Consider the following 22,995-nt stretch of genomic DNA (forward strand, 5'->3'; position numbering starts at 1 on the left):
GCGGTGCATGTACACGGGCCGGACCCCAGCTTACGCGGCCGGGGCCCGGGGGACCGTGGCGGCCTCCTCAGCCGAGGAGCTGGGCCTGGAGGGTCACGGTCTGCTGGAAGGGGACGGGGTTCGCGGCGCCCTTGCGGGACTGGAGGATCACCGCGAAGACGTCCCCCGCCGAGAGGTAGCCCTGCCGAACCTGCTCAGCACCGTACGGCTTCGGCTCGGTGAAGGCTGTGCGGGAGATTCCCGCGACGGCTGCCGGCTCCGGGAAGGCCTCGTCGTAGACGGCCTCGGCGGCACCGCGCACCCGGTAGGTCGGGCTGGTGTACGCCTGGACGTCACTCTGCAGCTTGGCCTCGACGACGTTCGCCGTACCGAACTGGAGCAGGTAGACCCGGGTCCGGGTGCCGTCGGGGGTGATCCAGCCGCGGGCCGCGATGTGGCGCAGGCCGCTGTCGACGAGCTTCTGCCCGAGCTCCTCCCGTTCTTCCTTCAGCTCGTACTCCGCCAGGAAGTCCTTCGTCGCCAGCCAGCCTTCCGAGCCGCGCAACGCCTTGTCCTCCTTCGCCCCCTCGGGCGCGGGCAGGAGGAGGGCACGCAGATCGGCGTAGTGGGCCTCGGCCGCGTTGCCCGCGGCGAAGGGACCGGGACTGCCGGACGGCAACGGCGGCTTGGTGAGCCGGGGGAAGTCCCAGCGCCCGTCGGAACGGGTGGCCAGCCCCGGTACGTCCGTGCGCTCCATCCCTGAGATCCCGTACGCCGTCGCCGTCCCGGCCGTGGCGAGAACGACCGCGGCGGCGGTCCAGCGCAGGACGGCTCGCAGGACCCGGCGGTCCTTCCTCACCTCGACCGGTACGGGTTGCGGCGGTACGTCGGGCAGGGGCGGTACGACGACCTGCTGTGACTCGGTCATACCGCCTCCCCCGGCTCGGCGATGCGGTCGAGCTGGGTACGCAGGAGCATCGCGACCCCCTTGGTGTCGAGTGGCCGGGCGCCGTACGCCGTGACGGAGACCAGAACGTCCCCCACGTAGGCAGAGCAGAGCATCATGTCGAGGTCCTCGTCGGTACTCCCGGACAGCCGGAAGCACCGGGCGTCGTCGTGGCCCTTGATCTTCGGGCCCTCCTTGAAGAGGTCCAGGGACGCGAGGAACTCGTTCTGTGCCTCGGAACTGTTGCGGACCGCCGTCCTGTTCGCCATCTGGGCGAGCACGACGCTCACCGAGTAGATGCCGCTGTTCTGGGAGGAGGCGTAGGACTCCCCGCTGAAGTAGCTGCGCATCGCCATGCCCGAGAGGCGCTGCCGGTCGATCTGCCGCTCCAACTGCTTGCGCTGGCTTCGGGGCAGACCTCTGAGCGCCTCCTTCCGCAGCGCCGTGGCCTGGGCGCCGCTGAGTTGCGCGTCGGAGCCGAACTCCGCCAGGTCGGGACCCCGGACCCAGCCATCAGTGCCGTACGGCACGAGCATGCCGGCGAGCCCGCGCTGGGCCACCGCCTTCTTCGCCTCGACCGTGGCGCTGGGGAACTTCCAGGTCGGAGCTCCCGCGTCCCGGTCGGCGTCGCGCACGGTCACTGCCGTGCCGCCCACCCCGGCCACCAGCGCCGCGACCAGCAGAACCGAACCGGCGACGGCCGCGATGCGGCGCCGGCGCGCGGGTCCGCGGACCTGTGCGACCTGTGCGACCTGTTCAGTGGACGGTTCGGTCGCCGGTTCCGTCGCCGGTTCCGTCTCCTGTGTCTCGTGTTCCGTCACAGCCGCTCCATCTGCCGCTCGGCCAGGTCCATGATCGTCTTCTTGGCGATCCGCTTGGACCCGTACACCCAGATCTCCATCGAGACGTCCCCGCGCCACGCGTGCGCCTCGGCCGAGTACTGCGGCAGATACCCCGGCTCGGTGTCCGGCCGGGCGTGCACATACGCCATGCCGTCCCCGGTGCCCGGGATCGCCCAGCTGTCGGTACCGCTCTCCTCCTCGGCCCAGCCCTGGTGGTTGAGGCTGGAATCCACAGCCGCCATGGAGTCCTCCTGCCGGAACTGGACGAGCCGGATCTCCACGCTGTACGAACTGCCGACCTTCCAGCCGACGACGGCCGCCCTGCGGAACTCGTCGCCGACGAGGTCGGTGAACTTCTCGGCCGGATCGGTGAAGTCGTTCGCGTACTCGGCGATGTCCAGCCAGCCGTCCCCAGCCGTCCACTCGGCGTTCCGTGCCCCCGCCGGCTTCTTCAGCAGCAGCTTCCGCAGATCGCCCTCGGTCTTCACCCGGCGGTCCTGCGCGGCCGACAGCGGCTCGGGGCCGTCCCCTTTCGCCTGCGGCAGCACCGGCTGGGACAGCGGCGGCAGCGGAGTCGGCTCCCGGTCGGCCTGGATCAGGTATCCCGCGCAGGCACCGGCGACGACACCGAGTACGGCGGCGCCGGCGATCAGTGTCGTGGTCCGGCCACGACGGCGCGGCGACCGGTTCTCGGCCGAGGGGGGCTCCGTGGCCGGGGCAGCCGGCTCTACCGGCTGACCCTCGGCACGGACCGCTTCCCCTGTTTCTTCTGCTACTTCGGGCACTTGCAAGACATCCCTCACCTACCGACCCTGAAGCGCGCATGCCATATGCACGCGCACAGGTGACTCATGGTCAGCGGCCGGAGTTGCAGCCGCCCTGGTTACGATTTGGACATGGCGAAGAAGCTCGTGATCAAGGTGACCGCCGGGGCCGATGCCCCCGAGCGCTGTTCGCAGGCGTTCACCGTGGCGGCGGTGGCCGTGGCCAGTGGGGTGGACGTCTCGCTGTGGCTGACCGGGGAGTCGGCGTGGTTCGCGCTGCCGGGGCGGGCCGCCGAGTTCGAGCTGCCGCACGCGGCCCCGCTGCCCGACCTGCTGGACTCGATCCTCGCGGGCGGGCGGCTCACCCTGTGCACGCAGTGCGCGGCCCGCCGGGACATCTCGGAGAAGGACGTCATCGAGGGCGTACGCATCGCGGGGGCGCAGGTGTTCGTCCAGGAGGCGCTCGCGGACGGGACGCAGGCGCTCGTCTACTGAGCGGACACCGAGCCGGACCGCGGGCGCCCTGTCACAGGTGATCGACAATGTGCCGGGCGCCTTACCCGGCGGGGTTAGTCTCACGCTCGACGGCCACCCGTCCGTCGACAAGACCGCCACCCCGGGGGGACCCACCGCATGCGCGCCCTGCGAATACTTCTGATCATCGTCGTGATTCTCGGCGGGCTGTTCGTCGCCGCCGATCGTCTGGCGGTCCACTTCGCGGAGGGCGAGGTGGCGGACCGGCTGAAGACGCAGGAGGGGCTGACCACGACACCGAGCGTGGACATCAAGGGGTTCCCGTTCCTGACCCAGGTGGCCGGCGGTGAGCTCGACGACGTCGAGGTCGGGATGAAGGACTACGACGCGGACACCGGGACCAGCGGCGGCACGGTCCGCATCGACGACCTGAACGCCGCCATGAAGGGCGTCGCGTTCTCCGGCGACTACAGCTCCGCCACCGCCTCCACGGCCGCCGGCACGGCGACGATCGCCTACGACCAGCTGCTGAAGGCGGCCAAGTCGCAGGAGACCCAGCTCCCGCTGGGCATCACCGCCAAGGTCGTCGGCCTCTCCGACGGCGGCAACGGCAAGATCAAGGTCGACATCAAGGTCAGCGCCCTGGAGCAGCCCGTCTCCGTGCTCAGCACCGTCAGCGTCGTGGACGGGAACACTGTGCGGGTGCACGCCGACTCGATCCCGAGCTTCGGCAACGTCACCCTCGCCGACTCCGACGTCCGTTCGATCGCCGACTTCGACCAGAAGATCGAGGGCCTGCCGGGCGGTATCAAGCTCGACAGGGTCGAAGCGGGTGCGGACGGTGTGGAGATCGCGGTGAAGGGTTCGGACGTCAAGCTCGCCGGGTAGGACGAGCGTCGGGCCGGACACGACAAGCCGGACGCCGCGCGTCCGACAGGCGAGACGGTGATGTCCGTACCGTAGATGTGATGACGACCGCATCCGCCCGGGAACCGTGGGACCACGGCCCGGGCGGCTTTCTGGTCCCACATTCCGGACGATCGCATCTCAGCATGCGACACACCGGTGACATGCCGGTATGTCCGTCCCTACGATCGAGCCTTATGAAGCGACAGGCGGATCTCACGAAGCGGCGGGCAGTAGACCTGTGCCGCGTCGCCGCCATGCTCTGTCGCCCCTTCTGAGCGGACGGCATCGACCTCCGCATCCCCTTGCCCTGGCGTCCCAGGGCATCCGTGCGTCCCGCACACCCTTCCGCACGCCCCGCCGCAACTGCCCCGGAGGAGAAAGAGCATGAGCCGCAGCGACGTCCTGGTCGATGCAGACTGGGTCGAGGCCAACCTCGACAACCCGAACATCGCGATCGTGGAGGTGGACGAGGACACGTCCGCCTACGAGAAGAACCACATCCGCAACGCGATCCGCATCGACTGGACCAAGGACCTGCAGGACCCGGTCCGCCGCGACTTCGTCGACCAGGAGGGCTTCGAGAAGCTCCTGTCGGCGAAGGGCATCGCCAACGACACCCTGGTGATCCTCTACGGCGGCAACAACAACTGGTTCGCGTCCTACGCCTACTGGTACTTCAAGCTGTACGGCCACGACAACGTCAAGCTTCTCGACGGCGGCCGCAAGAAGTGGGAGCTGGACGCCCGCGAGCTGGTCGAGGAGGTCCCGGAGCGGACCGAGACGACCTACACGGCCAAGCCGCAGAACAAGTCCATCCGCGCCTTCCGCGACGACGTGGTGGCGGCCATCGGTTCGCAGAACCTGGTCGACGTCCGTTCCCCCGACGAGTTCTCCGGCAAGCTCCTCGCCCCGGCCCACCTGCCGCAGGAGCAGTCGCAGCGTCCGGGCCACGTCCCGTCCGCGCGCAACATCCCGTGGTCGAAGAACGCCAACGACGACGGCACCTTCAAGTCGGACGAGGAGCTCAAGGAGCTCTACGCCGAGGAGCAGGTCGACCTCGCCAAGGACACCATCGCGTACTGCCGCATCGGTGAGCGCTCGGCCCTGACCTGGTTCGTGCTGCACGAGCTGCTGGGTGTCGAGAACGTCAAGAACTACGACGGCTCCTGGACCGAGTACGGCTCCCTGGTCGGCGTTCCGATCGAGCTCGGCGCCAACAAGTAAGACACCCGTCCAACCCGACCGGCCTTCCTTCCGGTCAGACCCCTCTTTGGAGAAAGACATGTGTGGAGCGAAGGCCGGCGGCCCGGACGCCTCGACGATCAAGCCCGGTGAGACCACGATCCAAGGTCAGGTGACGCGTGACGGCGAGCCTGTGGTGGGTTACGTCCGCCTCCTGGACTCGACCGGCGAGTTCACGGCGGAGGTGCCGACCTCCGCGACGGGCCAGTTCCGCTTCTACGCGGCCGAGGGCACCTGGACCGTCCGCGCCCTGGTCCCCGGCGCCACCGCCGACCGCACGGTCGTCGCCCAGCAGGGCGGGCTGGCCGAGGTCGCGATCGCGGTCTGAGGCACCTGACCGACACCGGAGGGCCGTCCCCCAGGGGGACGGCCCTCCGGCCTCTCCGGGCCTACCCTGGACGTATGTTGGCGCGACGACGGCATGTCTATTTCGCCATGATGGGCACGTGCATCGGGCTGTTCGTCCTGGCATGGGGAGTCGTGCGGCTCTGGTCGGTACCGGTGGCCGTGGGAATGTGCGTGGTGGCGATGGTGATCCCGCCGCTCGCCGCGGTGGCCGCGAACCGGCGCGGGCCCGACGACCGCTGGTGGGACGACCCCTCCGGCGACCCGAAGTCCGACGAGTGGTGGGACGAGCTGGACGGGAAGAAGCGGCGGCAGTAGGAAGGCCCGCATGTCTTCTTCCGCGAGACTGTCGCTGTCCACAGTCGTCCTCGACGCGCATGACGCCCACGAACTCGCCGCCTTCTACCAGCGCCTCCTCGGGTACGTGGTGCGCGCCGAGGAACCGGACTGGGTCCTCACCGGGCCGCCGCCCGGCACCGCGGGCACGTCCCTGGCCTTCCAGACCGAACCCGAATACGTCCCGCCCGTCTGGCCCACCCGCAAGCCGGGCGAGCAGCAGATGATGCTGCACCTGGACATCGAGGTCGACGGCGGCCCGGACGCCTTGGCGGCCGAGACCGCGCGAGCGGTGGCGGAAGGGGCGCGGCTCGCCGAGTACCAGCCGCAGGACGACGTCCGGGTCCTGTTCGACCCGTCCGGGCACCCCTTCTGCCTGTGGACGGAGACGCCTCCGGCGACCTAGGGCCTGTTGCGAAAGTGGCCTCTGCCGCGCGACGCCCGGCACGCACTCTCGCCGCACCGCCCGAAAGCCCGAGTACGCCCAGTACGAGGGCCTCCGGGCGGCACGCCGAGAGCACGCACCGAACGCCGCGCGGCCGCCCTCCGGGCGACGAGGCCACTTTCGCAACAGGCCCTAAAGCGTGTTCCAAAGGGCCGTGATCAGGGCATTTCCCTTGTATGGCTGGGGTGTTGAGGGCTGATCCGTTGTGGGTCGAGACGTTCACGGGCCTGCGGATGCGGCAGTTCGAAGGCTTGTTACGGGTGGTGCGGGAGCGGGGCGGCAACGGTCCTGGCGGCGGGCGGCCGTGGTGTCTGCCGTTGGCAGATCGGGTGCTGCTGGTGGCGGTCTACTACCGCACCAACCTGACCATGCGACAGCTCGCGCCGCTGTTCGCCGTCTCGCCGGCGACGGTGTGCCGGGTCATCCAGCGGCTGCGGCCCCTCCTCGCCCTTGAGCCGATTTCCCGGCCCGCCGACACTTCGGATCGGCTGTGGATCGTGGACGGCACGCTTGTCCCGGTCCGCGACCGGAAGATCGGTGCCTCGAGCCGCAACTACCGGTTCTCGGCAAATGTGCAGGTCATCATCGATGCCGACACCAGGCTGGTCGTGGCCACCGCCCGGCCGGCCCCGGGCAACCGGGCCGATGCCCAGGTCTGGCGGAACTCCGGTCTTGCCCGGCACTGCGACGGGGTCACGGTGCTGGGCGACGGCGCCTACATCAACACAGGCCTGGTCGTCCCGCACCGAAAACGGCCCGGCCGGCCACTCCTCGCGGGTGAGGAGGAAGACAACGCCGAGCATCGTCGGGTCCGTGCCCGCGTCGAGCATGCCTTCGCCCGGATGAAGAACTACAAGATCCTGCGTGACTGCCGCCAGCGCGGTGACGGTCTCCACCATGCGGTCCAGGCGGTCGCCCACATGCACAACCTCGCCTTGACAGCATGATCACAGCAGCAGAAGCCCCGGCTTGACCTGCCCGAACACGACCCTCTGCAACACGCTTTAGCCGATGGCCCGGCCCAGCACGTACACCGCCGGAGCCGCCGCGGCCAGCGGCAGGGCCACGCCCGCCGTGAAGTGCACGAAGCGGGACGGGTAGTCGTAGCTCGCGACCCGGTGGCCGATCAGCGCGCACACCGCGGCGCCCGCGCCGAGGAACGCGCCCTTCGCGCCGAGCCCCGTCATCCCACCGACCGCGATACCCGCGCCCGCCGCGGCGAGCACGGAGACGACCACCGAGGCCGGGGTGGGCAGGGGCAGCGCGCGGGCCAGGACCGCGACGGCCACCGCGGCCGCGCCGACGGTCACCGCGTCGGGGTCCGCCGCGAGGTGGCCGGTCGCCACGATCGCCAGGGCCGCCGAGGCGACGGTCGCCATCAGGCCGTACATCCGCTCGTCGGGGTCGGCGTGCGAGCGGAGCTGCATCACCAGGCTGAGCAGGACCCAGACGCCGAGGGTGCCGAGAATCGCGGCGGGCGCGTTCTCCCGGCCGGCCGTCAGGAGTGCCGCGTCCGCCACCAGCGCCCCGAGGAACGCCAGCGCGATGCCCTGCCGGGCGGGCCACATGCCGTTCAGCCGGAACCAGCCGGCCGCGGTGACGGCCTGGAGGACGACGAGGGGCACGAGGAGGGCGTACGACCCGACGGCCGCCGTTCCGGAGAGCAGCAGGCCGAGCAGTGCGGTGAGGGCGGCGGGCTGGATGCCGGGTTCGATGATCGGGGAGCGGCCTTCGAGACGGGCCCGCTGGGCGTCGGTGACGCGGGGATTGCCGGCGACGGTGGCGGGGCCGTAGCCGGAGGGGTCGGACGCGGACCCGTGCGCGGCAGCGGCGTGAGCGTGACCGGCGTGGCCGGGAGCCGTCGGTGCGGTTCCGTGGCCGGCAGGACCAGGGGCCATCGGGCCCGACCCGTGAACGGCGGGACCGGGAGCCGCCGCGGCATGGCCATGACCCGCAGGGTCCGGAGAGGTCGGCGTGGAACCGTACGCCGCGGAACCGGGAGCCGCCGCGGCATGACGACCATGACCGGCACGGTCGGAAGAAGTCGGCGCGGGGCCATACCCGGCGGGACCGGGAGCCGCCGCGGCATGGCCACGACCCGCGGGGTCCGGAGAGGTCGGCGCGGGGCCGTACGCCGGGGGGCCGGAAGTCGGTGGGGGCCCGTACGCCGGGTCGGGAGCCGCTGCGGAGCCGTACGCGCCGGACCCCGGAGCCCCCTGCCCGGGGCCGTAGCCCTGAGGCTCGGCCTCGTAGTCCTGCTGCGGCCGATACGCCGTCTCCGGCGCGGACCGGACCGGTCTGTGCACCTGGGTGTCCCAGGTCTGGCCCTGCCACTGCTGGGTGTGCTGCTGGGCTGCCTGGGCGTCGTCGTCATACCCCTGCTGGGCCGGCCAGCCCTGCTGCGGATACTGCTCGTAGTCCTCGTACGGCTGGTTCGTCATCGTCACCCTCCTGCGAACGGCGGGAGCACCTCGACCGTGCCGCCGTCGGCCAGCCGTACCGTCTCATGTCCGCGGGTGCCCACGGGGTCACCGTCGACGAGGAACGAGCATCGCCGCAGGACGCGCACCAGTTCACCGGGGTGTCGCTCGCGCGCCGCGTCCAGCGCCTCGGCGAGCGTGCCCGCGTCGAAGGGCTCCTCGGCGATCCCGGCCGCGGCCTTCGCGGCCGCCCAGTAGCGCACCGTGACCTTTGGCATCCGCTTCCTCAATCCGCGTTGCTGACGCACGCCGGGCGCGCGCTTTCCCTCGGGAATGGTAGCGATGCACCAGCCGCCGCCCCGCCCCGGCGGTCCCTGCAGTCTGCAGTACAGGCGTCGCGCATGCGTGCGTCGATCGAATCCGTGACCTCTGCGACCTCGCGTCGTTGATCTGATGACAGCACCGCGGACGAATAACGGGGAGGGGCTGTGGGCCGGAAACTGCCGCTCGCCAAGTCCCAGGCACCGCGCACCGCCTGTGCCCCTGGCCTGTTGCGCACCGGAGTGGTTGAGAAGAGCGGGGAGGTCCTGGCCCCGGCAGCACTGACAGAACGAGTGAGCTGGGCTGCCGACCTGGTGTCGGGGATGGCCACCGCGCTGCTCGCCGAGCATTGGAACGACGTAGATGTGGACGTACTCGCATCGGGCCAGGACGCCGGCGGCCGTTCCCTCCCATCGAATGCGTGGATGGCGCTGCGTCGTCTGGGCTGGACCACCGGGCCGCCGCACGGTGTTCGCGTCAACGACCGCATCGTGCGCATGGCTCAGGAACAGTCCGGCCGCACGCTTCGCTCGGCGAAGTGGCGGGCCGACCTGATCGCCGCTGTCCTGAGGACTTGGCCGGGTGATCCGGGCAAGCGCACCGCGCAAGAGTGGGACGCGATGCGTGCGGCCGTGGCCGACGGCCAGCTCCTGCCGTCCAATGTGGTCAAGTCCCGCACCCGGCAGATCACCACGTTCGCCCGGAAGAACCACCGGATGCCGGTCAACGTGTTCGAACTGGAGCCCCCACCCCGAATGGCCCGCACACTGCTGCTGTCCGCGTGTGACGGGCAGCAGGCCACCATCGAACGCACCGATTCGCCCGGACACGCAATACTGCGCCTCCAACTGCCTACCCGCCCCGATCCGTCCTCGCACCGGGACTGGGTCTGGGTGGCCTGCCCCGTCCTTCTGCCGCCCACCGTCCCCGACTCGGCCGTACTGCACCTGCCCACCCTGCGGATCCACCAGGGCCGAGTGCGAGTGGATCTCGCCTACACTCACGCGGTCCCCAAGGCCGCCCGCTCCGGGCACACCATCGCCCTCGGCGTGGACTGGGGCCTCAACACTCTCCTCAGCGCGGGCGCGGCTCGTCTGTGCGACGACGGCCGCATCACGGCCCCCGGAGCCGGAGCTCAGTTCCGAGCCGCCGGCGTCCTCGCCAAGCAGCACCGGTTGCGCCGCCTGTCCGAACATCTGCACGCCAAGGCGGATCGCTACCGACAGCTGGCGTGCGGAGACGAGACGCATCCTCTGGCGGCAAAACTCGAGGCTCATTCCCATGAGATTGGGCAGGTGTCCAGCCGTCGCTCGAACCTCAACAGCGCTCTCTCCTGGGCTGCCGCACGTTGGGCCGTGGATCAGGCCGTGGCTGCCGGAGCGAGCGTGATCTACATCGAGGATCTGCGCTCGATGGAAGCGTCCGGCATGGGCCGCACCATGAACACCCGCTTCTCCCAGCAGGTGCGCGGACAGATCGTGGACCGCTTGCGCCACCTCGCCGCCGAGGCAGGTATCGCCGTCGTCACAGTCCCGGCACGCGGCACCTCTCGGCGCTGTCCCCAGTGCCTCACCCCCCTACGGCATCGAAAGGCTCCCGACCGGCCCACGGTGGCCGGGTGGAAATGGGCGGTCTGCCCCGACTTCGAGTGTGGTTGGCAGGGCGACCGGGACCAGGGCGCCTGGCGGCGCATCGCCGCGCGTGGCCTCACTCATCAGGCCAGGACGGTCCTGGTCGGTTCCAGAAGGACCATGGCCATCCGCAGCGTGGTGGACAGCCTCGACGTGCGTGCCGTCATCACCCCGGCCACGGCCACCGGGCAGATCAACCGGAACGACCGCTCCAAGACCGGCCCCACCCGCCGAAGGACAACACGCCCCGCGCCCAGGCGACGCAGGGCACCCTCCCCCACCGGCCTCACGGGTCCGGCGGGTCGGCGTCCGGAGGGACACGCTCACACGGATCGGATACGGCCGCTGCGCGCGGCTCACCGAAACCAGGACGTGAACGCGATCAGCACCCCCGCCCTCAGCCATCGGCCACGAGGAGCGGCACTGGGCGCGGGCTTCCACCTGCATGCCCATGCGACTCCCCCGAAGTGGGCAGATCCCGTGCCCGACGATCCGCCGGGCAGGGGTTTTTCGATGCTGACCAGAGACGCTAGCCGCCCGCTGTGACAGCCCAGTCCCCGATACGGCCCAGCAGCTCGTCGTCGGCCGCGTGCTCGGCGTGACCCATGGGCTCGATCCACAGCTCGCCGTGGTCGCCGGCGGCCTGCGCCAGCATCCGCGGGTGGTCGAGGGGGAAGTAGCCGTCACGGTCGCCGTGGACGATCAGGAGCGGGGTGGGGGCGATCTTCGGGACGGCCTCGACCGGGGAGAGCGGGACGGGGTCCCACTCGCGGTCATGGATCCTCGTACGGAATCCGTAGCGGCTCACCAGGCGGCCCTCGGGCCGGGTCACCAGCCAGTGGAGTCTTCGCATGGGGGCCGTGCCGCGGTAGTACCAGCGGGCGGGCGCACTCACCGAGACCACCGCGTCCGGATACGCGTCCGGGTGCCCCTCGCGCCCCGTGAGCCCCGCGAGTTCTTTACGTGCCGGCCCGTCCGGACCGCCGCCGGGCCGGTACAGCGCCGCGTGCCGCAGGGCCACCGAGCCGCCCATGGAGAAGCCGACGGTCACCACGCGCGCGTGGCCGAGTTCGCGTGCCCAGGCCACCGCGGCGGCCAGATCCAGCACCTCGCGGTCGCCGACCGTCGAGCGCCCGCCGGAGGCTCCGTGGCCGCGGAAGGAGAAGGTGACCACGGCGCCGTACCGCGTGAACACGTTCACCACCCGGCGAACGTGAGGACGATCCACATCGCCGGTGAAGCCGTGCGCGATCACGAACACCAGGTCACGCGCAGGTGGCCGGGAGGCGTCGTATACGAGGGAGGGCGGATCGTATACGGAATCGATCGTCACACCGTCGTCGGTGTGCAGAAACGTCCGTATAGGTACATGTCTGCGCGTCTCAGAGTGCGGACTACCCGTGGAACGCACCACACGACCTGCCGGATCAATGCTCATGTGGGCTATTCTCGTCGGAAGAGGACTCGGGCAACGCAGCCCCCGGGTCCTTTTGTGCTTTCGGATACCCCTGTATACGAAGGCCATGACCTCGCGGGACCGAGGAGGAACCAGACATATGAGTTCTCTGCTGCTCCTGACCAATGCCCTCCAGCCATCGACGGAGGTGCTGCCTGCCCTCGGCCTGCTTCTGCACAACGTGCGTGTGGCTCCGGCGGAAGGCCCCGCCCTCGTCGACACCCCAGGCGCCGACGTCATCCTCATCGACGGACGCCGTGATCTGCCGCAGGTCCGCAGCCTGTGCCAGCTCCTGCGCTCGACCGGGCCCGGCTGTCCGCTCATCCTCGTCGTGACCGAGGGCGGCCTCGCCGCCGTCACCGCCGACTGGGGCATCGACGACGTCCTTCTCGACACCGCGGGACCGGCGGAGGTCGAGGCGCGTCTGCGGCTGGCCATGGGCCGCCAGCAGATCGTCAACGACGACTCCCCGATGGAGATCCGCAACGGCGACCTGTCGGTCGACGAGGCGACCTACTCCGCGAAGCTCAAGGGCCGGGTCCTCGACCTCACCTTCAAGGAGTTCGAGCTCCTCAAGTACCTCGCCCAGCACCCCGGCCGCGTCTTCACGCGGGCGCAGCTGCTGCAGGAGGTCTGGGGCTACGACTACTTCGGCGGCACCCGAACGGTCGATGTCCACGTACGACGGCTGCGCGCGAAGCTCGGACCCGAGCACGAGTCGCTGATCGGGACCGTCCGGAACGTCGGTTATCGATTCGTTACTCCGGAGAAGGGCAGCGTCGGCGTGAGCGACGACGCCAAGGCCAAGGGCGCCGTGACCGGTGCTCCCGGCCAGGCAAACACGGAGGATGCGGACGAGAGCGCCGCCCTGGACGCCTCCGAGGTACCGGCCGAGGCATAGCGGGTTCTGCGCCTGGGCATGGCTCCCGCACCGACTACTTCCCGGTAGGCCTTTGCGGGGGCACAGTGCCTCCTTCACGCCCTGCCCAGAGCGGGTCCATCCGCGTAGACTCCGCGCGTGGCCAAGGTAACCAGGGATGATGTCGCGCGGCTGGCAGGGACGTCCACTGCCGTCGTCAGTTATGTCATCAACAACGGACCCCGGCCGGTTGCCCCGGCCACGCGCGAGCGTGTCCTCGCCGCGATCAAGGAACTGGGCTACCGGCCCGACCGGGTCGCCCAGGCGATGGCGTCCCGGCGTACGGATCTCATAGGCCTGATCGTGCCGGACGCGCGCCAGCCGTTCTTCGCGGAGATGGCGCACGCGGTCGAACAGGCCGCTTCCGAGCGCGGGAAGATGGTGCTCGTCGGGAACTCCGACTACATCGGCGAGCGTGAGACCCACTATCTGCGGGCGTTCCTCGGGATGCGGGTGTCCGGGCTGATCCTGGTCTCCCACGCGCTGAACGACAACGCCGCCGCCGAGATCGAGGCGTGGGACGCCCGGGTCGTGCTGCTGCACGAGCGGCCGGAGGCGATCGACGACGTCGCCGTCGTCCTCGACGACCTCTCCGGCGCGAAGACCGCCGTCGAGCATCTGCTGGGGCACGGCTACCCCTACGTCGCCTGTATGGGCGGTACCGCCGACACTCCCGCCGTGGGCGACCCGGTCTCCGATCACGTCGAGGGCTGGCGACAGGCCATGGACGAGGCCGGGCTCCCCACCGAGGGACGGGTCTTCGAGGCGCCGTACAACCGCTACGACGCGTATCAGGTGGCGCTCGGGGTGCTCTCGGGGCCCGATCGACCCCCGGCGATCTTCTGCTCCACCGACGACCAGGCGATCGGTCTGCTGCGGGCCGCGCGCGAGCTGCGCATCGACGTGCCGGGCGAGCTGGGGGTCATCGGGTTCGACGACATCAAGGAAGCCGCGCTCGCGGATCCGCCGATGACGACGATGGGGTCGGACCGGTCGGCGATGGCCCGGGCCGCGGTGGATCTGGTGCTGGACGACGGACTCCGGGTCGCGGGCTCCCGCCGGGAGCGGCTGAAGGTGTTCCCGTCGAAGCTGGTCGTGCGGCGGTCCTGCGGGTGCGAGTGAGTTCCCTTAACGGCGCCTGAGGACGCGGCGCCGGAGGCCAGGGGCGGCTTTATATCGGGCATACGAGGTTCTGCCGGGCTTCTCAGGGAGCACTCAGGGAGCTCTCATGGTGGGGCGACAAGCTCAGTGTCATGACCGAGAGCTTCCGCCGCGACGGCGAGTACGAGCAGTACGACACTCCCTACCAGGGCGCCCAGCAGCAGCACGCTTCCTCGCCCGTGAACCCCGAGTGGCCGCCCCCGCCGACCCAGCCGCCCGCGGCGCCGGTTCAGCAGCCGGTCGTCGAGCCGACGACCGTGTGGCCGGGCGGCCGGCAGGACCAGCCCGCCGCCTTCGCCTCCGAGGGCGCCGGTTCCTACGGCGGTGACGGCAACGGCGGCGGGACCGCTCTGCTCAGCGCGCCCCCGGCCGAGCCCGCGGCGCCCGCCCCGAGGAAGCGCACCCGCGGCCCCCTCGCCCTCCTCGCCGCCGTCGCGATCGTCGCCGCGGCGATAGGAGGCGGCACCGCCTATGGCATCCAGGAGCTGACCGGCAACGACACGGTCGCCTCCAGCAGCAGCACCAGCACCAATGTGGTGCCGTCCTCCGCCAAGGGCACGGTCTCCGGGGTCGCGAAGGCGGTCAGCCCGAGCATCGTCGAGATCAACGCCACCTCGAACGCCGGTGAGTCCACCGGCTCCGGCGTGATCATCACCAGCGACGGTGAGATCATCACCAACAACCACGTCGTCTCCGGCGCCACCTCTGTCAAGGTGAGCACCAGCGACGGCAAGACCTACACCGCGAAGGTCGTCGGCACCGACAGCAAGAAGGACCTCGCCCTCATCAAGCTGGAGAACGCCTCCGGTCTGACCGTGGCCACCCTCGGCAACTCCGCCGGCGTCCAGGTCGGCGACCAGGTCGTGGCGATCGGCTCCCCCGAGGGTCTCACCGGCACCGTCACCAGCGGCATCGTCTCCGCCCTGAACCGCGACGTGACCGTCGCGACGGAGGAGGGCCAGAGCCAGGGCCAGGGTCAGGGCCAGAGCGGCGGCAACGGCCAGTGGCCGTTCGAGTTCGGCGGCCGGCAGTTCAACGGCGACACCGGTTCGTCGACGACGACGTACAAGGCGATCCAGACGGACGCGTCCTTGAACCCGGGCAACTCCGGCGGCGCGCTCATCGACATGAACGGCAACATCATCGGCATCAACTCCGCGATGTACTCCGCCAGTTCGGACTCCTCGACGGCCGGTAGCGCGGGCCTCGGCTTCTCCATCCCGATCAACACCGTCAAGTCCGACCTGGCCACGCTGCGGGCCGGCGGCGCCGACAACTGACATCACCTGACCGCGAGGAGTACGTCATGATCCAGCAGGTTTCGCACCCGGTGGCCGGCTCCGGGCCGGCCGCATTCGCCCTGGCCCTCGACGTGGCGTACGAGTTGCACCCGCCGGTGACGCGGGCGCCCGAGGTGGCATCCGTGGCGGTGGCCCGCCGCGGGGTGAGCGCCGCCCGCAGCCGCCGCCGCAGCCCCGCACGCGGCTGAACCCCGCCCATGACGCGCCGGCCGGGAACCATGCGAGGCTGAAAGCGTTCACTGTCCCAGCCCCCTGCCGTCCCACCGCACCCGAGGAATCCCCAGCCATGAGCCCCGCCGAAGGCGACCGTGACCCCCAGCGCATCCTGATCGTCGACGACGAGCCGGCGGTGCGCGAAGCACTCCAGCGCAGCCTCGCCTTCGAGGGCTACGACACCGAGGTCGCCGTGGACGGCGCGGACGCGTTGGACAAGGCGACCGCGTACCGGCCCGACCTGGTCGTCCTCGACATCCAGATGCCCCGCATGGACGGGCTCACCGCGGCCCGGCGCATCCGCGGCGCGGGCGACACGACCCCCATCCTGATGCTCACGGCCCGCGACACGGTCGGGGACCGGGTCACCGGGCTCGACGCGGGCGCCGACGACTATCTGGTCAAGCCGTTCGAGCTGGACGAGCTGTTCGCCCGGGTCCGTGCGCTGCTGCGGCGCAGTTCGTACGCCGCGGCGGCCGGTGCGGGGTCCGCCGAGGACGACGAGGCGCTCACCTTCGCCGACCTGCGGATGGATCTCGCGACCCGTGAGGTCACGCGTGCGGGGCGGCCGGTGGAGCTGACCCGTACCGAGTTCACCCTGCTCGAGATGTTCATGGCGCACCCGCGCCAGGTGCTGACCAGGGAACAGATCCTGAAGGCGGTGTGGGGCTTCGACTTCGAGCCGTCGTCCAACTCGCTGGACGTGTACGTGATGTACCTGCGCCGCAAGACGGAGGCGGGCGGTGAGCCGCGGCTCGTGCACACGGTTCGTGGCGTGGGGTATGTGCTGCGGCAGGGTGGCGCGGAGTGAAGAGGGTCGTACGGCGTTATCGGTCCCTGCCCATCCGGTCACGGCTGGCGCTGCTCGTGGCGGCGGCGGTGGCGTTCGCGGTGGCGGCGGTGTCGGTGACCTGCTGGTTCATCGTGCAGGGGAAGCTGTACGACCAGCTCGACGAGGATCTGCAGAACGCTGCGCAGCCGCAGCAGGTGCAGGCAGTCGTGGCCACCCTCGCCGAGTGCCCTCAGACGCCGGTGGTGACCTATGGCGATGTCCGGACCCGGGCCGAGGTCTACCTCCAGCTGGTGCAGGCGGACGGCAAGGCCTGCGTCTCGTCGAATTCGCTGGGCAGGGTCAGGACCACCGGTGCCGACGAGAACGTGGTCAAGGACGCGACAAGAAAGGGGGGGATCCTTCGCAACGGCACCGACTCGGACGGCAATCCCGTACGAGTGCTGACGACACCCTTGTACGTCAGCCAGGGCCCGGGCTCACGGCCCCAGCTGTACAGCGAGGCCGCACTCACCGTCGCCGTTCCTCTGAAGACCACGCAGTCCACCCTCAACGAACTCGCCCTCATCCTCCTCCTCGTCTCCGGCATCGGAGTCCTCGGCGCCGGTGCCGCAGGCCTCTTCGTGGCACGGGCCGGTCTCCGTCCCGTCGACGAGCTCACCGAGGCCGTCGAGCGGGTGGCACGCACCGAGGACCTGAACATCCGCATCCCCGTCGAGGAGGACGCCGAGGACGAGGTCGCCCGTCTGTCCCGCTCGTTCAACTCGATGACGAGCTCGCTCGCCAGCTCCCGCGAGCTCCAGCAGCAGCTCATCGCCGACGCGGGGCACGAACTGCGCACTCCCCTCACCTCCCTGCGCACCAACATCGAACTCCTCACCCGCAGCGAGGAGACCGGCCGCCCGATCCCCGAGGCCGACCGCAAGGCGCTGCTCGCGTCCGTGAAGGCGCAGATGACCGAACTGGCGTCCCTGATAGGCGACTTGCAGGAGCTGTCGCGCTCGGAAGGCCAGCGCGGTGAGCGGGTACAGGTCGTCTCGCTGGAGGACACCGTCGAGTCGGCCCTGCGCAGGGCACGGCTGCGGGGCCCGGAGCTGACCATCGACGCCTCGCTGGAGCCCTGGTACACCCGGGCCGAACCCGCCGCGCTGGAACGCGCCGTGGTCAACATCCTCGACAACGCCGTGAAGTTCAGCCCCGAGGGCGGCACGATCGAGGTCCGGCTGACGGAGGGAGTCCTCACCGTCCGCGACCACGGCCCCGGCATCCCCGCCGACGAACTCCCCTATGTCTTCGACCGCTTCTGGCGCTCCCCGGACGCCCGCGCCCTGCCCGGCTCCGGTCTCGGCCTCTCCATCGTGGCCCGCACGGTCCAGCAGGCCGGCGGCGAGGTCACCCTCGGCCCTGCCGGCGACGGCGGCACGATCGCGACCGTACGACTGCCGGGGGCGCCGATTCCGCCACCGGAGACGCCAGCCGCCGTACAGTGAACGCCAAGCTGTCGATGTCCTGTCAACCCTCACGCGTTCTCGACCCTACTCACGGGTTCTCTGCCAGCTTCCTGAGTTGTCGAACAGGTGCCCCACGCATCTGTCCTCAGCACTCAGGAGTGAAGAACCCCCCATGCGTCTGTTCCGTACATCGACTCTGAAGAAGAGCGTCCTCGCCGCCGCGTCCGCGGCCCTCGCCGTCACCGGGCTGCTGGCCGGCTCGGGGACCGCTCAGGCCGCCGGTCCCGGCGGTGCCCAGAACGTCCGGGGCGTGGACCCCGGGAACACCGACGTCATGCTGGACCGGCTGTGCGGCCAGGAGACCAGCCTGACCGGCGTCTACGGCGCGCTCAACGTCGACACCGGCGAGTTCAAGACACAGGACGAGTACCTGCGGGACGTGGTCGGGCTGTGGGTGCCCGCCGGGCCGTGGGAGCTGTTCCGCGGCTGGTGCGGGTACGCGCAGGCCTCGACCTGGTCCGTGAAGGGCGAGCCCGTGCGCACCTCCGAGTGGACCGGCAACCACGGCACGACCGAGGACAAGGTGACCTTCGTCAGCGGATACAGCACCAAGACGTTCGCCAAGAAGAGCGTCGGCGCCAACATCAGCCTCTCCCTGGCCAAGAGCATCTTCTCCGGCACCCTGGGCGGCAGCGCCGGCTACGAGTGGGGCTGGGAGAAGACCTCGTCCTTCGAGCGGCGCAGCGAGAAGTCCATACCGCCGTGCACCCAGGTGGCGACCACCTGGACGCCGTACCAGCGGGTGGTCCGCGTGAACCCGGTGTTCTACGTCGAGGACTACCAGTGGAACAAGGGCGACGGCGACGTCACCACGCACACCTGGCGCGGCCGGGACGCGAGTTGGAAGACGATCTACTCGTACGGCTACTACATCGACGGCATCTCCGACAAGCTCCTGCCCAACGGCCAGCCCGACGGCCGTGAGGACAAGTGGCAGGAAAACCTCGACCCGAAGTCCTGCGCCAAGTAGGCGCGTTCACGCGGCAACCTTCCGTGCGGGGGCGGCGACTGCTCTGCGGTCCCTGCCCCCGCACGGAACGGATGCCCCCCATGGCCCTGCATCGCCGACGCCGGACAACCGCCTTCGCCCTCGGTGTTCCGCTCATCCTGACGACCGCCGGAGGGCTGGCCTACGGTCTGCTCCCGGGCGCCCAGCCCCAGGCCTCCGCCGCCACCACGACCGCCGCCCCCGCCTGGGCCACCGCCACCGCGGACGGCTTCGCCTCCGTCGACGCGCTCGGCCAGAACGGGACGTACGGCGGCCGGGACGGTCAGATCGTCACCGTGAAGACGCTCGCCGACCTGGAGAAGTACGCGACGGCGAGCGAGCCGTACGTCATCGTCGTCGCCGCGACGATCACCATGGACCCGGTCGGGAAAGAGATCAAGGTCCAGAGCAACAAGACCATCGTCGGGTCCGGGACCTCCGGGCAGATCGTCGGCGGTGGCTTCTTCCTCGGTTCCGGCGTGCACAACGTGATCATCCGCAACCTCACCATCCGGGACGCCTACCAGGGCGTGTGGAACGACAAGGAACACGACTTCGACGCCATCCAGATGGACGGCGCCCACCACGTGTGGATCGACCACAACGACCTGCGGCACATGGCCGACGGACTCATCGACGTCCGCAAGGACAGCACCTATGTGACGGTCTCCTGGAACAAACTCAGCCAGGACAACAAGGCGTTCGGCATCGGCTGGACGGAGAACGTCGTCACCGACATCACCATCCACCACAACTGGATCCGCGAGACCGAGCAGCGCAACCCGTCCACGGACAACGCCGCCCACGCGCACCTCTACAACAACTTCCTGGAGGACGTGGCCGGGACGGACATCAACTCCTCCTACGGCAACTACTCGCGCGGCGCGACCAGGATGGTTCTGGAGAACTCCTGGTTCCAGGGCTTCAAGAACCCCGTCATCAAGGACGCCACCGCGAGCATCGTCCAGAAGGGCAACACCTTCGTGGGGACGAGCGGCCGGAACGAGAGCGGGGGCACCGCCTTCGATCCGAAGACGTACTACGCCTACACGCCCGACAAGACCGCCGACGTGCCCGCCCTGCTCAAGTCCGGCGCGGGGCCGCGCGGTTCCATCGGTACGACGGCCACCACCACCAAAGCGGCGGCGGCCACGACGCTCACCGTCGCCAAGGACGGCAGCGGGCAGTACTCGACCGTGCAGGCCGCGGTGAACGCCGTACCGGCGAACAACCCCTCCCGTGTGGWGATCTCGGTGAAGCCGGGGACCTACCGTGAGCTGGTCAAGGTGCCGTCCAACAAGCCGCACGTCACCATCCAGGGGTCGGGCGGCAGCCGTAGCGACACGGTGATCGTCTACAACAACGCGTCCGGCACGCCCAAGCCCGACGGCTCGGGCACCTACGGCACCGGCGGCAGCGCCACCGTCGCCGTCGAGGCCGACGACTTCCAGGCCCGCAACCTGACGATCTCCAACGACTTCGACGAGGCCAGTCACCAGGACATCGCAAACCAGGCGGTCGCCCTGCGCACCGCCGCCGACAAGGTGTTCCTCGACGGGGTCATCGTCAGCGGCGACCAGGACACGCTCCTCGTGGACACCGCGGCCAAGGAGAAGCTGGGCCGGGTCTACATGACCAACTCCTACGTCGTCGGCAACGTCGACTTCATCTTCGGCCGCGCCACCGCCGTGATCGACAAGTCCGTCATCACGCTGAAGAAGCGCTGGAACGGCACCTCGGCCGGTTACGTCACCGCGCCCAGCACCGCCGCCGGCCGCAAGGGCATCCTCGTCGCCAACTCGACCGTGAACGGGGACGTCTCCTCCGCGAGCTTCTACCTGGGCCGCCCCTGGCACGCCGGCGGTGACGCGAGCCTCGACCCGCAGACCACGGTCCGCAACACCTCGTTGAGCGCCGCGGTCAAGTCCACGCCGTGGACCGACATGAGCGGCTTCTCCTGGAAGGACGACCGGTTCGCGGAGTACAAGAACACCGGCGCGGGCTCGGGTGCGGCGAGCGGCGACCGGCCGCAACTGACCGACGCGCAGGCCACCGGCCAGGAGGTCGCCGACTGGCTGGGCGACTGGACGCCGAGCAGCTCCTGACCTGGTGATTCACCGGCTTTCCGGTCCAGTGTCAGACCCTCGATCTAGGGTGGTTCGGTAGATCGGGAAGTCGGACGGGGGAGCGGAAAGTGGTACGTATCGAAAGGCATCGGGTCGGCGAGGCGGCCGTTTCGGCGGTGCGGAAGGACTTCGCGAACAGGATCGGTTCGCAGGTCCACTCCATGTCCAAGGCCGGCCCGGTGACGGCGTGGGAGTGGTGGCTGATCGCCAAGGAGTTCGTCGAGTATCTCGGGGCGCTCTCCGTGGAGACCCCCGATCTGCACACCCCCGAGGCGAAGGTGGTCCTGGAGGACGCCGCCGAGGCGGCCGCCGGCGCGGTGGCGTACGCGGCGTACTTCCCCCGCGACCACTTCGAGGTCTTCCTCACCTACCCGAACTGGGGCCTGGTCTACGACCGCGAGCCCGGCGGCACTCCGGAACCGGTCACGGCCGCCAAGTGGCTGGACGCCTTCTGCCTGGCGATCCTCGCCGAAAAGGCCCAATGGCACAGCGAGGCCTTCCACTTCGCGCGCGAGGCCCCCCAGCAGGGCCGCTCCGGCCACCCCGACGCCGAACTGATCAACGGCTTCATGGCCTGCGTCATCGGCGACACCGGAGACGACGACGTCACCTATCCGCCCTCCCGCAAGCAGAAGCTCACCGCGCTCGACGCGGCGCTCGACCGGATCCGGGCACGGGAGACGGAGACCGGCGAGCACCTCGCCGACCAGCCGTACGCCATCGGGCTGCGGGCGCTGCGCGCGCTGACCGCGGGTGACCGGGAGGGGTTCGACGAGGCGGTCGTACGACTGCTGAAGCCGCTGACCCGCACCCCCGGTCCCGGAGCGCGTCCGGGCAGCCTTCTCCCCCTCCTCCCGATCGCCCTGACGGCACTGGCGTACCGCGAGGAGGGCTGGCCGCCGGCCGCCGACAGCGACTATCTGCCGGACGCGCTGGTCACCGGCTTCAAGGCCACGCCGCCGCGGGTGGGGCCCTACGGCCGGGACCGCCGCCCGGACGCGGTGGCCGAACTCGCCGCGGGGGTGGTGGAGTTCGGGCGGCTTCTGGAGCCGCGTCCGCTGGACCCGGACAGTGAGGAGCAGTTCGAGCGGTACACCCGGGACGCCATCACCCCGATGCCCGGCAAGTCGCTCACCACTTTCGAGCTGGCCTACGCCGTCACCTACCAGGAGCTCCTCTTCCGGACACGCGCCTCGCACACGCCCGACGCGAGCGACGCCCAGCTGGAGAACCTGCGGCTGGCCGCGGAGCTGGGGGCCGCGTTGTTCCGTACGACACTGGCGGAGCCCGGTACCGACGTGCCGGTGACGATCGACGGCAGGACCGTGACCTTCCCCGCCTGCCGGGACGAGGACGCCGGGCCGGGGGCCTGGCACCGGGCGGTGCACCTCGCGCTGATCACGGGCCGGCGCGAGCATCTGGCGCCGCTGGTCCTGGCGGGGCCGGAGCGCGTCGGCCCCGACCGTTCGGTGCCGGCCTCCTACCGGCGGGCCCTGCACGCCTATCTGCGCGGCGAGGACCCCGAGTCCGCCACGGACCTGGCGCTGCGGGACGCCGGGAAGGCCCGTGACCAGGGTGTCCTGCCGCCGCCCGCGGTGCTGTTCTCCCAGCTCGTCGAGGGCGACGAGGAGAGCTTCAACCTGGCCCTCCTGGACGCTCTCACGGCCCACCGCGACCACTACGCCGTCGCCGACCGCCCCACCGACCCCGACGCCGCCCTCAGCCTCGACATCCTGGCCCTCGTCTGCCACGCCCGGCGGCGGGGCTGGGAGATCAGGGTGCGGTCGCCGTATCTGCCGGCCCGGATAGTGGGGGCGGCGGAGCCGTTCTGACGGCCTGCGGGACGCCGTCGAGGGCCGGGCCCACCGGTCGTCGT

Annotated in this window: 23 protein-coding genes; 17 read left to right on the plus strand and 6 right to left on the minus strand. The window is 70.3% G+C overall.

The features are described from left to right. Positions 1-67: 67 nt before the first annotated feature. From BFN33_RS39400 to BFN33_RS39410, 3 genes are read right to left on the minus strand one after another with little or no spacing between them, the layout of a single operon-like run. Entirely contained in the window at positions 68-907 is an 840-nt protein-coding gene (locus BFN33_RS39400) for a hypothetical protein (protein WP_069765015.1), read from the minus strand. Continuing rightward, positions 904-1,746 carry a hypothetical protein gene (locus tag BFN33_RS39405; protein ID WP_069765016.1) on the minus strand — a complete coding sequence of 281 codons (843 nt, stop codon included), beginning with the start codon at positions 1,744-1,746 and terminating at the stop codon, positions 904-906. Before BFN33_RS39405 ends, BFN33_RS39400 begins: the two co-directional genes overlap by 4 nt. Then, complete coding sequence (locus BFN33_RS39410; protein ID WP_256122989.1) at positions 1,743-2,552, minus strand: hypothetical protein; 810 nt, start codon at positions 2,550-2,552, stop codon at positions 1,743-1,745. Before BFN33_RS39410 ends, BFN33_RS39405 begins: the two co-directional genes overlap by 4 nt. 111 nt (positions 2,553-2,663) lie before the next feature. On the opposite strand from BFN33_RS39410, the gene BFN33_RS39415 reads away from it, so the two are divergent. The 7 genes from BFN33_RS39415 (at position 2,664) to BFN33_RS39445 (ending at position 7,229) form a co-directional block, all read left to right on the plus strand. Continuing rightward, positions 2,664-3,026 (plus strand): DsrE family protein, encoded by a 363-nt coding sequence (locus BFN33_RS39415; RefSeq protein ID WP_069765017.1) that lies wholly within the window; start codon positions 2,664-2,666, stop codon positions 3,024-3,026. A gap of 138 nt (positions 3,027-3,164) precedes the next feature. Then, positions 3,165-3,893: a DUF2993 domain-containing protein gene (locus BFN33_RS39420; RefSeq protein WP_069765018.1), complete on the plus strand. Its 729-nt coding sequence runs from the start codon at positions 3,165-3,167 to the stop codon at positions 3,891-3,893. Between the two features lie 405 nt (positions 3,894-4,298). Further along, positions 4,299-5,138: a sulfurtransferase gene (locus tag BFN33_RS39425; protein WP_069765019.1), complete on the plus strand. Its 840-nt coding sequence runs from the start codon at positions 4,299-4,301 to the stop codon at positions 5,136-5,138. Between the two features lie 58 nt (positions 5,139-5,196). Then, the gene (locus tag BFN33_RS39430; RefSeq protein ID WP_020122955.1) at positions 5,197-5,484 is read left to right on the plus strand and encodes a DUF1416 domain-containing protein; all 288 of its coding nucleotides are present in this window, start codon (positions 5,197-5,199) and stop codon (positions 5,482-5,484) included. Positions 5,485-5,558: 74 nt separating this feature from the next. Beyond that, positions 5,559-5,819 carry a DUF3099 domain-containing protein gene (locus BFN33_RS39435; protein WP_069765020.1) on the plus strand — a complete coding sequence of 87 codons (261 nt, stop codon included), beginning with the start codon at positions 5,559-5,561 and terminating at the stop codon, positions 5,817-5,819. Positions 5,820-5,829: 10 nt separating this feature from the next. Then, entirely contained in the window at positions 5,830-6,243 is a 414-nt protein-coding gene (locus tag BFN33_RS39440; RefSeq protein WP_069765021.1) for a VOC family protein, read from the plus strand. Positions 6,244-6,458: 215 nt separating this feature from the next. After that, positions 6,459-7,229, plus strand: coding sequence for an IS5/IS1182 family transposase (locus BFN33_RS39445; protein ID WP_069765022.1), 771 nt, complete (start codon positions 6,459-6,461; stop codon positions 7,227-7,229). Between the two features lie 57 nt (positions 7,230-7,286). Here BFN33_RS39445 and BFN33_RS39450 read toward each other — a convergent pair whose 3' ends face one another. After that, positions 7,287-8,723, minus strand: a complete 1,437-nt coding sequence (locus tag BFN33_RS39450) for a hypothetical protein (RefSeq protein ID WP_069765023.1) — start codon at positions 8,721-8,723, stop codon at positions 7,287-7,289. Between the two features lie 2 nt (positions 8,724-8,725). Next, on the minus strand, positions 8,726-8,980 hold the full coding sequence (locus BFN33_RS39455) for a MoaD/ThiS family protein (RefSeq protein WP_069765024.1): 255 nt from the start codon (positions 8,978-8,980) through the stop codon (positions 8,726-8,728). A 210-nt stretch (positions 8,981-9,190) separates the two neighbouring features. On the opposite strand from BFN33_RS39455, the gene BFN33_RS39460 reads away from it, so the two are divergent. After that, complete coding sequence (locus BFN33_RS39460) at positions 9,191-11,200, plus strand: zinc ribbon domain-containing protein (protein WP_069765025.1); 2,010 nt, start codon at positions 9,191-9,193, stop codon at positions 11,198-11,200. Here BFN33_RS39460 and BFN33_RS39465 read toward each other — a convergent pair. Then, positions 11,184-12,092: an alpha/beta hydrolase gene (locus tag BFN33_RS39465; protein ID WP_079141260.1), complete on the minus strand. Its 909-nt coding sequence runs from the start codon at positions 12,090-12,092 to the stop codon at positions 11,184-11,186. The genes BFN33_RS39460 and BFN33_RS39465 overlap by 17 nt on opposite strands. A gap of 118 nt (positions 12,093-12,210) precedes the next feature. Here BFN33_RS39465 and BFN33_RS39470 point away from each other — a divergent pair, with 118 nt between their 5' ends. The 9 genes from BFN33_RS39470 to BFN33_RS39510 all read left to right on the plus strand — a co-directional run bounded on the left by BFN33_RS39470 (position 12,211) and on the right by BFN33_RS39510 (position 22,951). Continuing rightward, entirely contained in the window at positions 12,211-13,011 is an 801-nt protein-coding gene (locus tag BFN33_RS39470) for a response regulator transcription factor (protein ID WP_069765026.1), read from the plus strand. Positions 13,012-13,128: 117 nt separating this feature from the next. Then, a complete protein-coding gene (locus BFN33_RS39475; RefSeq protein WP_069765027.1) occupies positions 13,129-14,151 on the plus strand; it encodes a LacI family DNA-binding transcriptional regulator in 1,023 nt (340 codons plus the stop codon). 131 nt (positions 14,152-14,282) lie between these two features. After that, positions 14,283-15,470, plus strand: a complete 1,188-nt coding sequence (locus BFN33_RS39480) for a S1C family serine protease (RefSeq protein ID WP_069765028.1) — start codon at positions 14,283-14,285, stop codon at positions 15,468-15,470. Between the two features lie 26 nt (positions 15,471-15,496). Next, positions 15,497-15,679, plus strand: coding sequence for a hypothetical protein (locus BFN33_RS39485; RefSeq protein ID WP_069765029.1), 183 nt, complete (start codon positions 15,497-15,499; stop codon positions 15,677-15,679). A gap of 98 nt (positions 15,680-15,777) precedes the next feature. After that, complete coding sequence (locus BFN33_RS39490; protein ID WP_062051921.1) at positions 15,778-16,515, plus strand: response regulator transcription factor; 738 nt, start codon at positions 15,778-15,780, stop codon at positions 16,513-16,515. Further along, positions 16,512-17,984 (plus strand): HAMP domain-containing sensor histidine kinase, encoded by a 1,473-nt coding sequence (locus tag BFN33_RS39495; RefSeq protein ID WP_069765030.1) that lies wholly within the window; start codon positions 16,512-16,514, stop codon positions 17,982-17,984. Before BFN33_RS39490 ends, BFN33_RS39495 begins: the two co-directional genes overlap by 4 nt. 133 nt (positions 17,985-18,117) lie before the next feature. After that, positions 18,118-18,975, plus strand: coding sequence for a hypothetical protein (locus tag BFN33_RS39500; protein WP_069765031.1), 858 nt, complete (start codon positions 18,118-18,120; stop codon positions 18,973-18,975). 80 nt (positions 18,976-19,055) lie between these two features. Next, on the plus strand, positions 19,056-21,098 hold the full coding sequence (locus BFN33_RS39505) for a pectinesterase family protein (RefSeq protein WP_069765032.1): 2,043 nt from the start codon (positions 19,056-19,058) through the stop codon (positions 21,096-21,098). Between the two features lie 89 nt (positions 21,099-21,187). Further along, positions 21,188-22,951 carry an immunity 49 family protein gene (locus BFN33_RS39510; RefSeq protein WP_069765033.1) on the plus strand — a complete coding sequence of 588 codons (1,764 nt, stop codon included), beginning with the start codon at positions 21,188-21,190 and terminating at the stop codon, positions 22,949-22,951. The last annotated feature ends 44 nt before the right edge of the window (positions 22,952-22,995 follow it).

The organism is Streptomyces sp. LUP47B, from assembly GCF_001746295.1.
Classification (GTDB): domain Bacteria; phylum Actinomycetota; class Actinomycetes; order Streptomycetales; family Streptomycetaceae; genus Streptomyces.

What these genes read in the sequence shown, in the direction of transcription:
- BFN33_RS39485 (WP_069765029.1), top strand. Translation starts at nt 15,497, where the DNA reads ATGATCCAGCAGGTTTCGCACCCGGTGGCCGGCTCCGGGCCGGCCGCA.
- BFN33_RS39445 (WP_069765022.1), top strand. Translation starts at nt 6,459, where the DNA reads ATGGCTGGGGTGTTGAGGGCTGATCCGTTGTGGGTCGAGACGTTCACG.
- BFN33_RS39500 (WP_069765031.1), top strand. Translation starts at nt 18,118, where the DNA reads ATGCGTCTGTTCCGTACATCGACTCTGAAGAAGAGCGTCCTCGCCGCC.
- BFN33_RS39430 (WP_020122955.1), top strand. Translation starts at nt 5,197, where the DNA reads ATGTGTGGAGCGAAGGCCGGCGGCCCGGACGCCTCGACGATCAAGCCC.
- BFN33_RS39435 (WP_069765020.1), top strand. Translation starts at nt 5,559, where the DNA reads ATGTTGGCGCGACGACGGCATGTCTATTTCGCCATGATGGGCACGTGC.
- BFN33_RS39400 (WP_069765015.1), bottom strand. Translation starts at nt 907, where the DNA reads ATGACCGAGTCACAGCAGGTCGTCGTACCGCCCCTGCCCGACGTACCG.
- BFN33_RS39415 (WP_069765017.1), top strand. Translation starts at nt 2,664, where the DNA reads ATGGCGAAGAAGCTCGTGATCAAGGTGACCGCCGGGGCCGATGCCCCC.
- BFN33_RS39470 (WP_069765026.1), top strand. Translation starts at nt 12,211, where the DNA reads ATGAGTTCTCTGCTGCTCCTGACCAATGCCCTCCAGCCATCGACGGAG.
- BFN33_RS39440 (WP_069765021.1), top strand. Translation starts at nt 5,830, where the DNA reads ATGTCTTCTTCCGCGAGACTGTCGCTGTCCACAGTCGTCCTCGACGCG.
- BFN33_RS39465 (WP_079141260.1), bottom strand. Translation starts at nt 12,092, where the DNA reads ATGAGCATTGATCCGGCAGGTCGTGTGGTGCGTTCCACGGGTAGTCCG.
- BFN33_RS39455 (WP_069765024.1), bottom strand. Translation starts at nt 8,980, where the DNA reads ATGCCAAAGGTCACGGTGCGCTACTGGGCGGCCGCGAAGGCCGCGGCC.
- BFN33_RS39490 (WP_062051921.1), top strand. Translation starts at nt 15,778, where the DNA reads ATGAGCCCCGCCGAAGGCGACCGTGACCCCCAGCGCATCCTGATCGTC.
- BFN33_RS39420 (WP_069765018.1), top strand. Translation starts at nt 3,165, where the DNA reads ATGCGCGCCCTGCGAATACTTCTGATCATCGTCGTGATTCTCGGCGGG.
- BFN33_RS39450 (WP_069765023.1), bottom strand. Translation starts at nt 8,723, where the DNA reads ATGACGAACCAGCCGTACGAGGACTACGAGCAGTATCCGCAGCAGGGC.
- BFN33_RS39425 (WP_069765019.1), top strand. Translation starts at nt 4,299, where the DNA reads ATGAGCCGCAGCGACGTCCTGGTCGATGCAGACTGGGTCGAGGCCAAC.
- BFN33_RS39480 (WP_069765028.1), top strand. Translation starts at nt 14,283, where the DNA reads ATGACCGAGAGCTTCCGCCGCGACGGCGAGTACGAGCAGTACGACACT.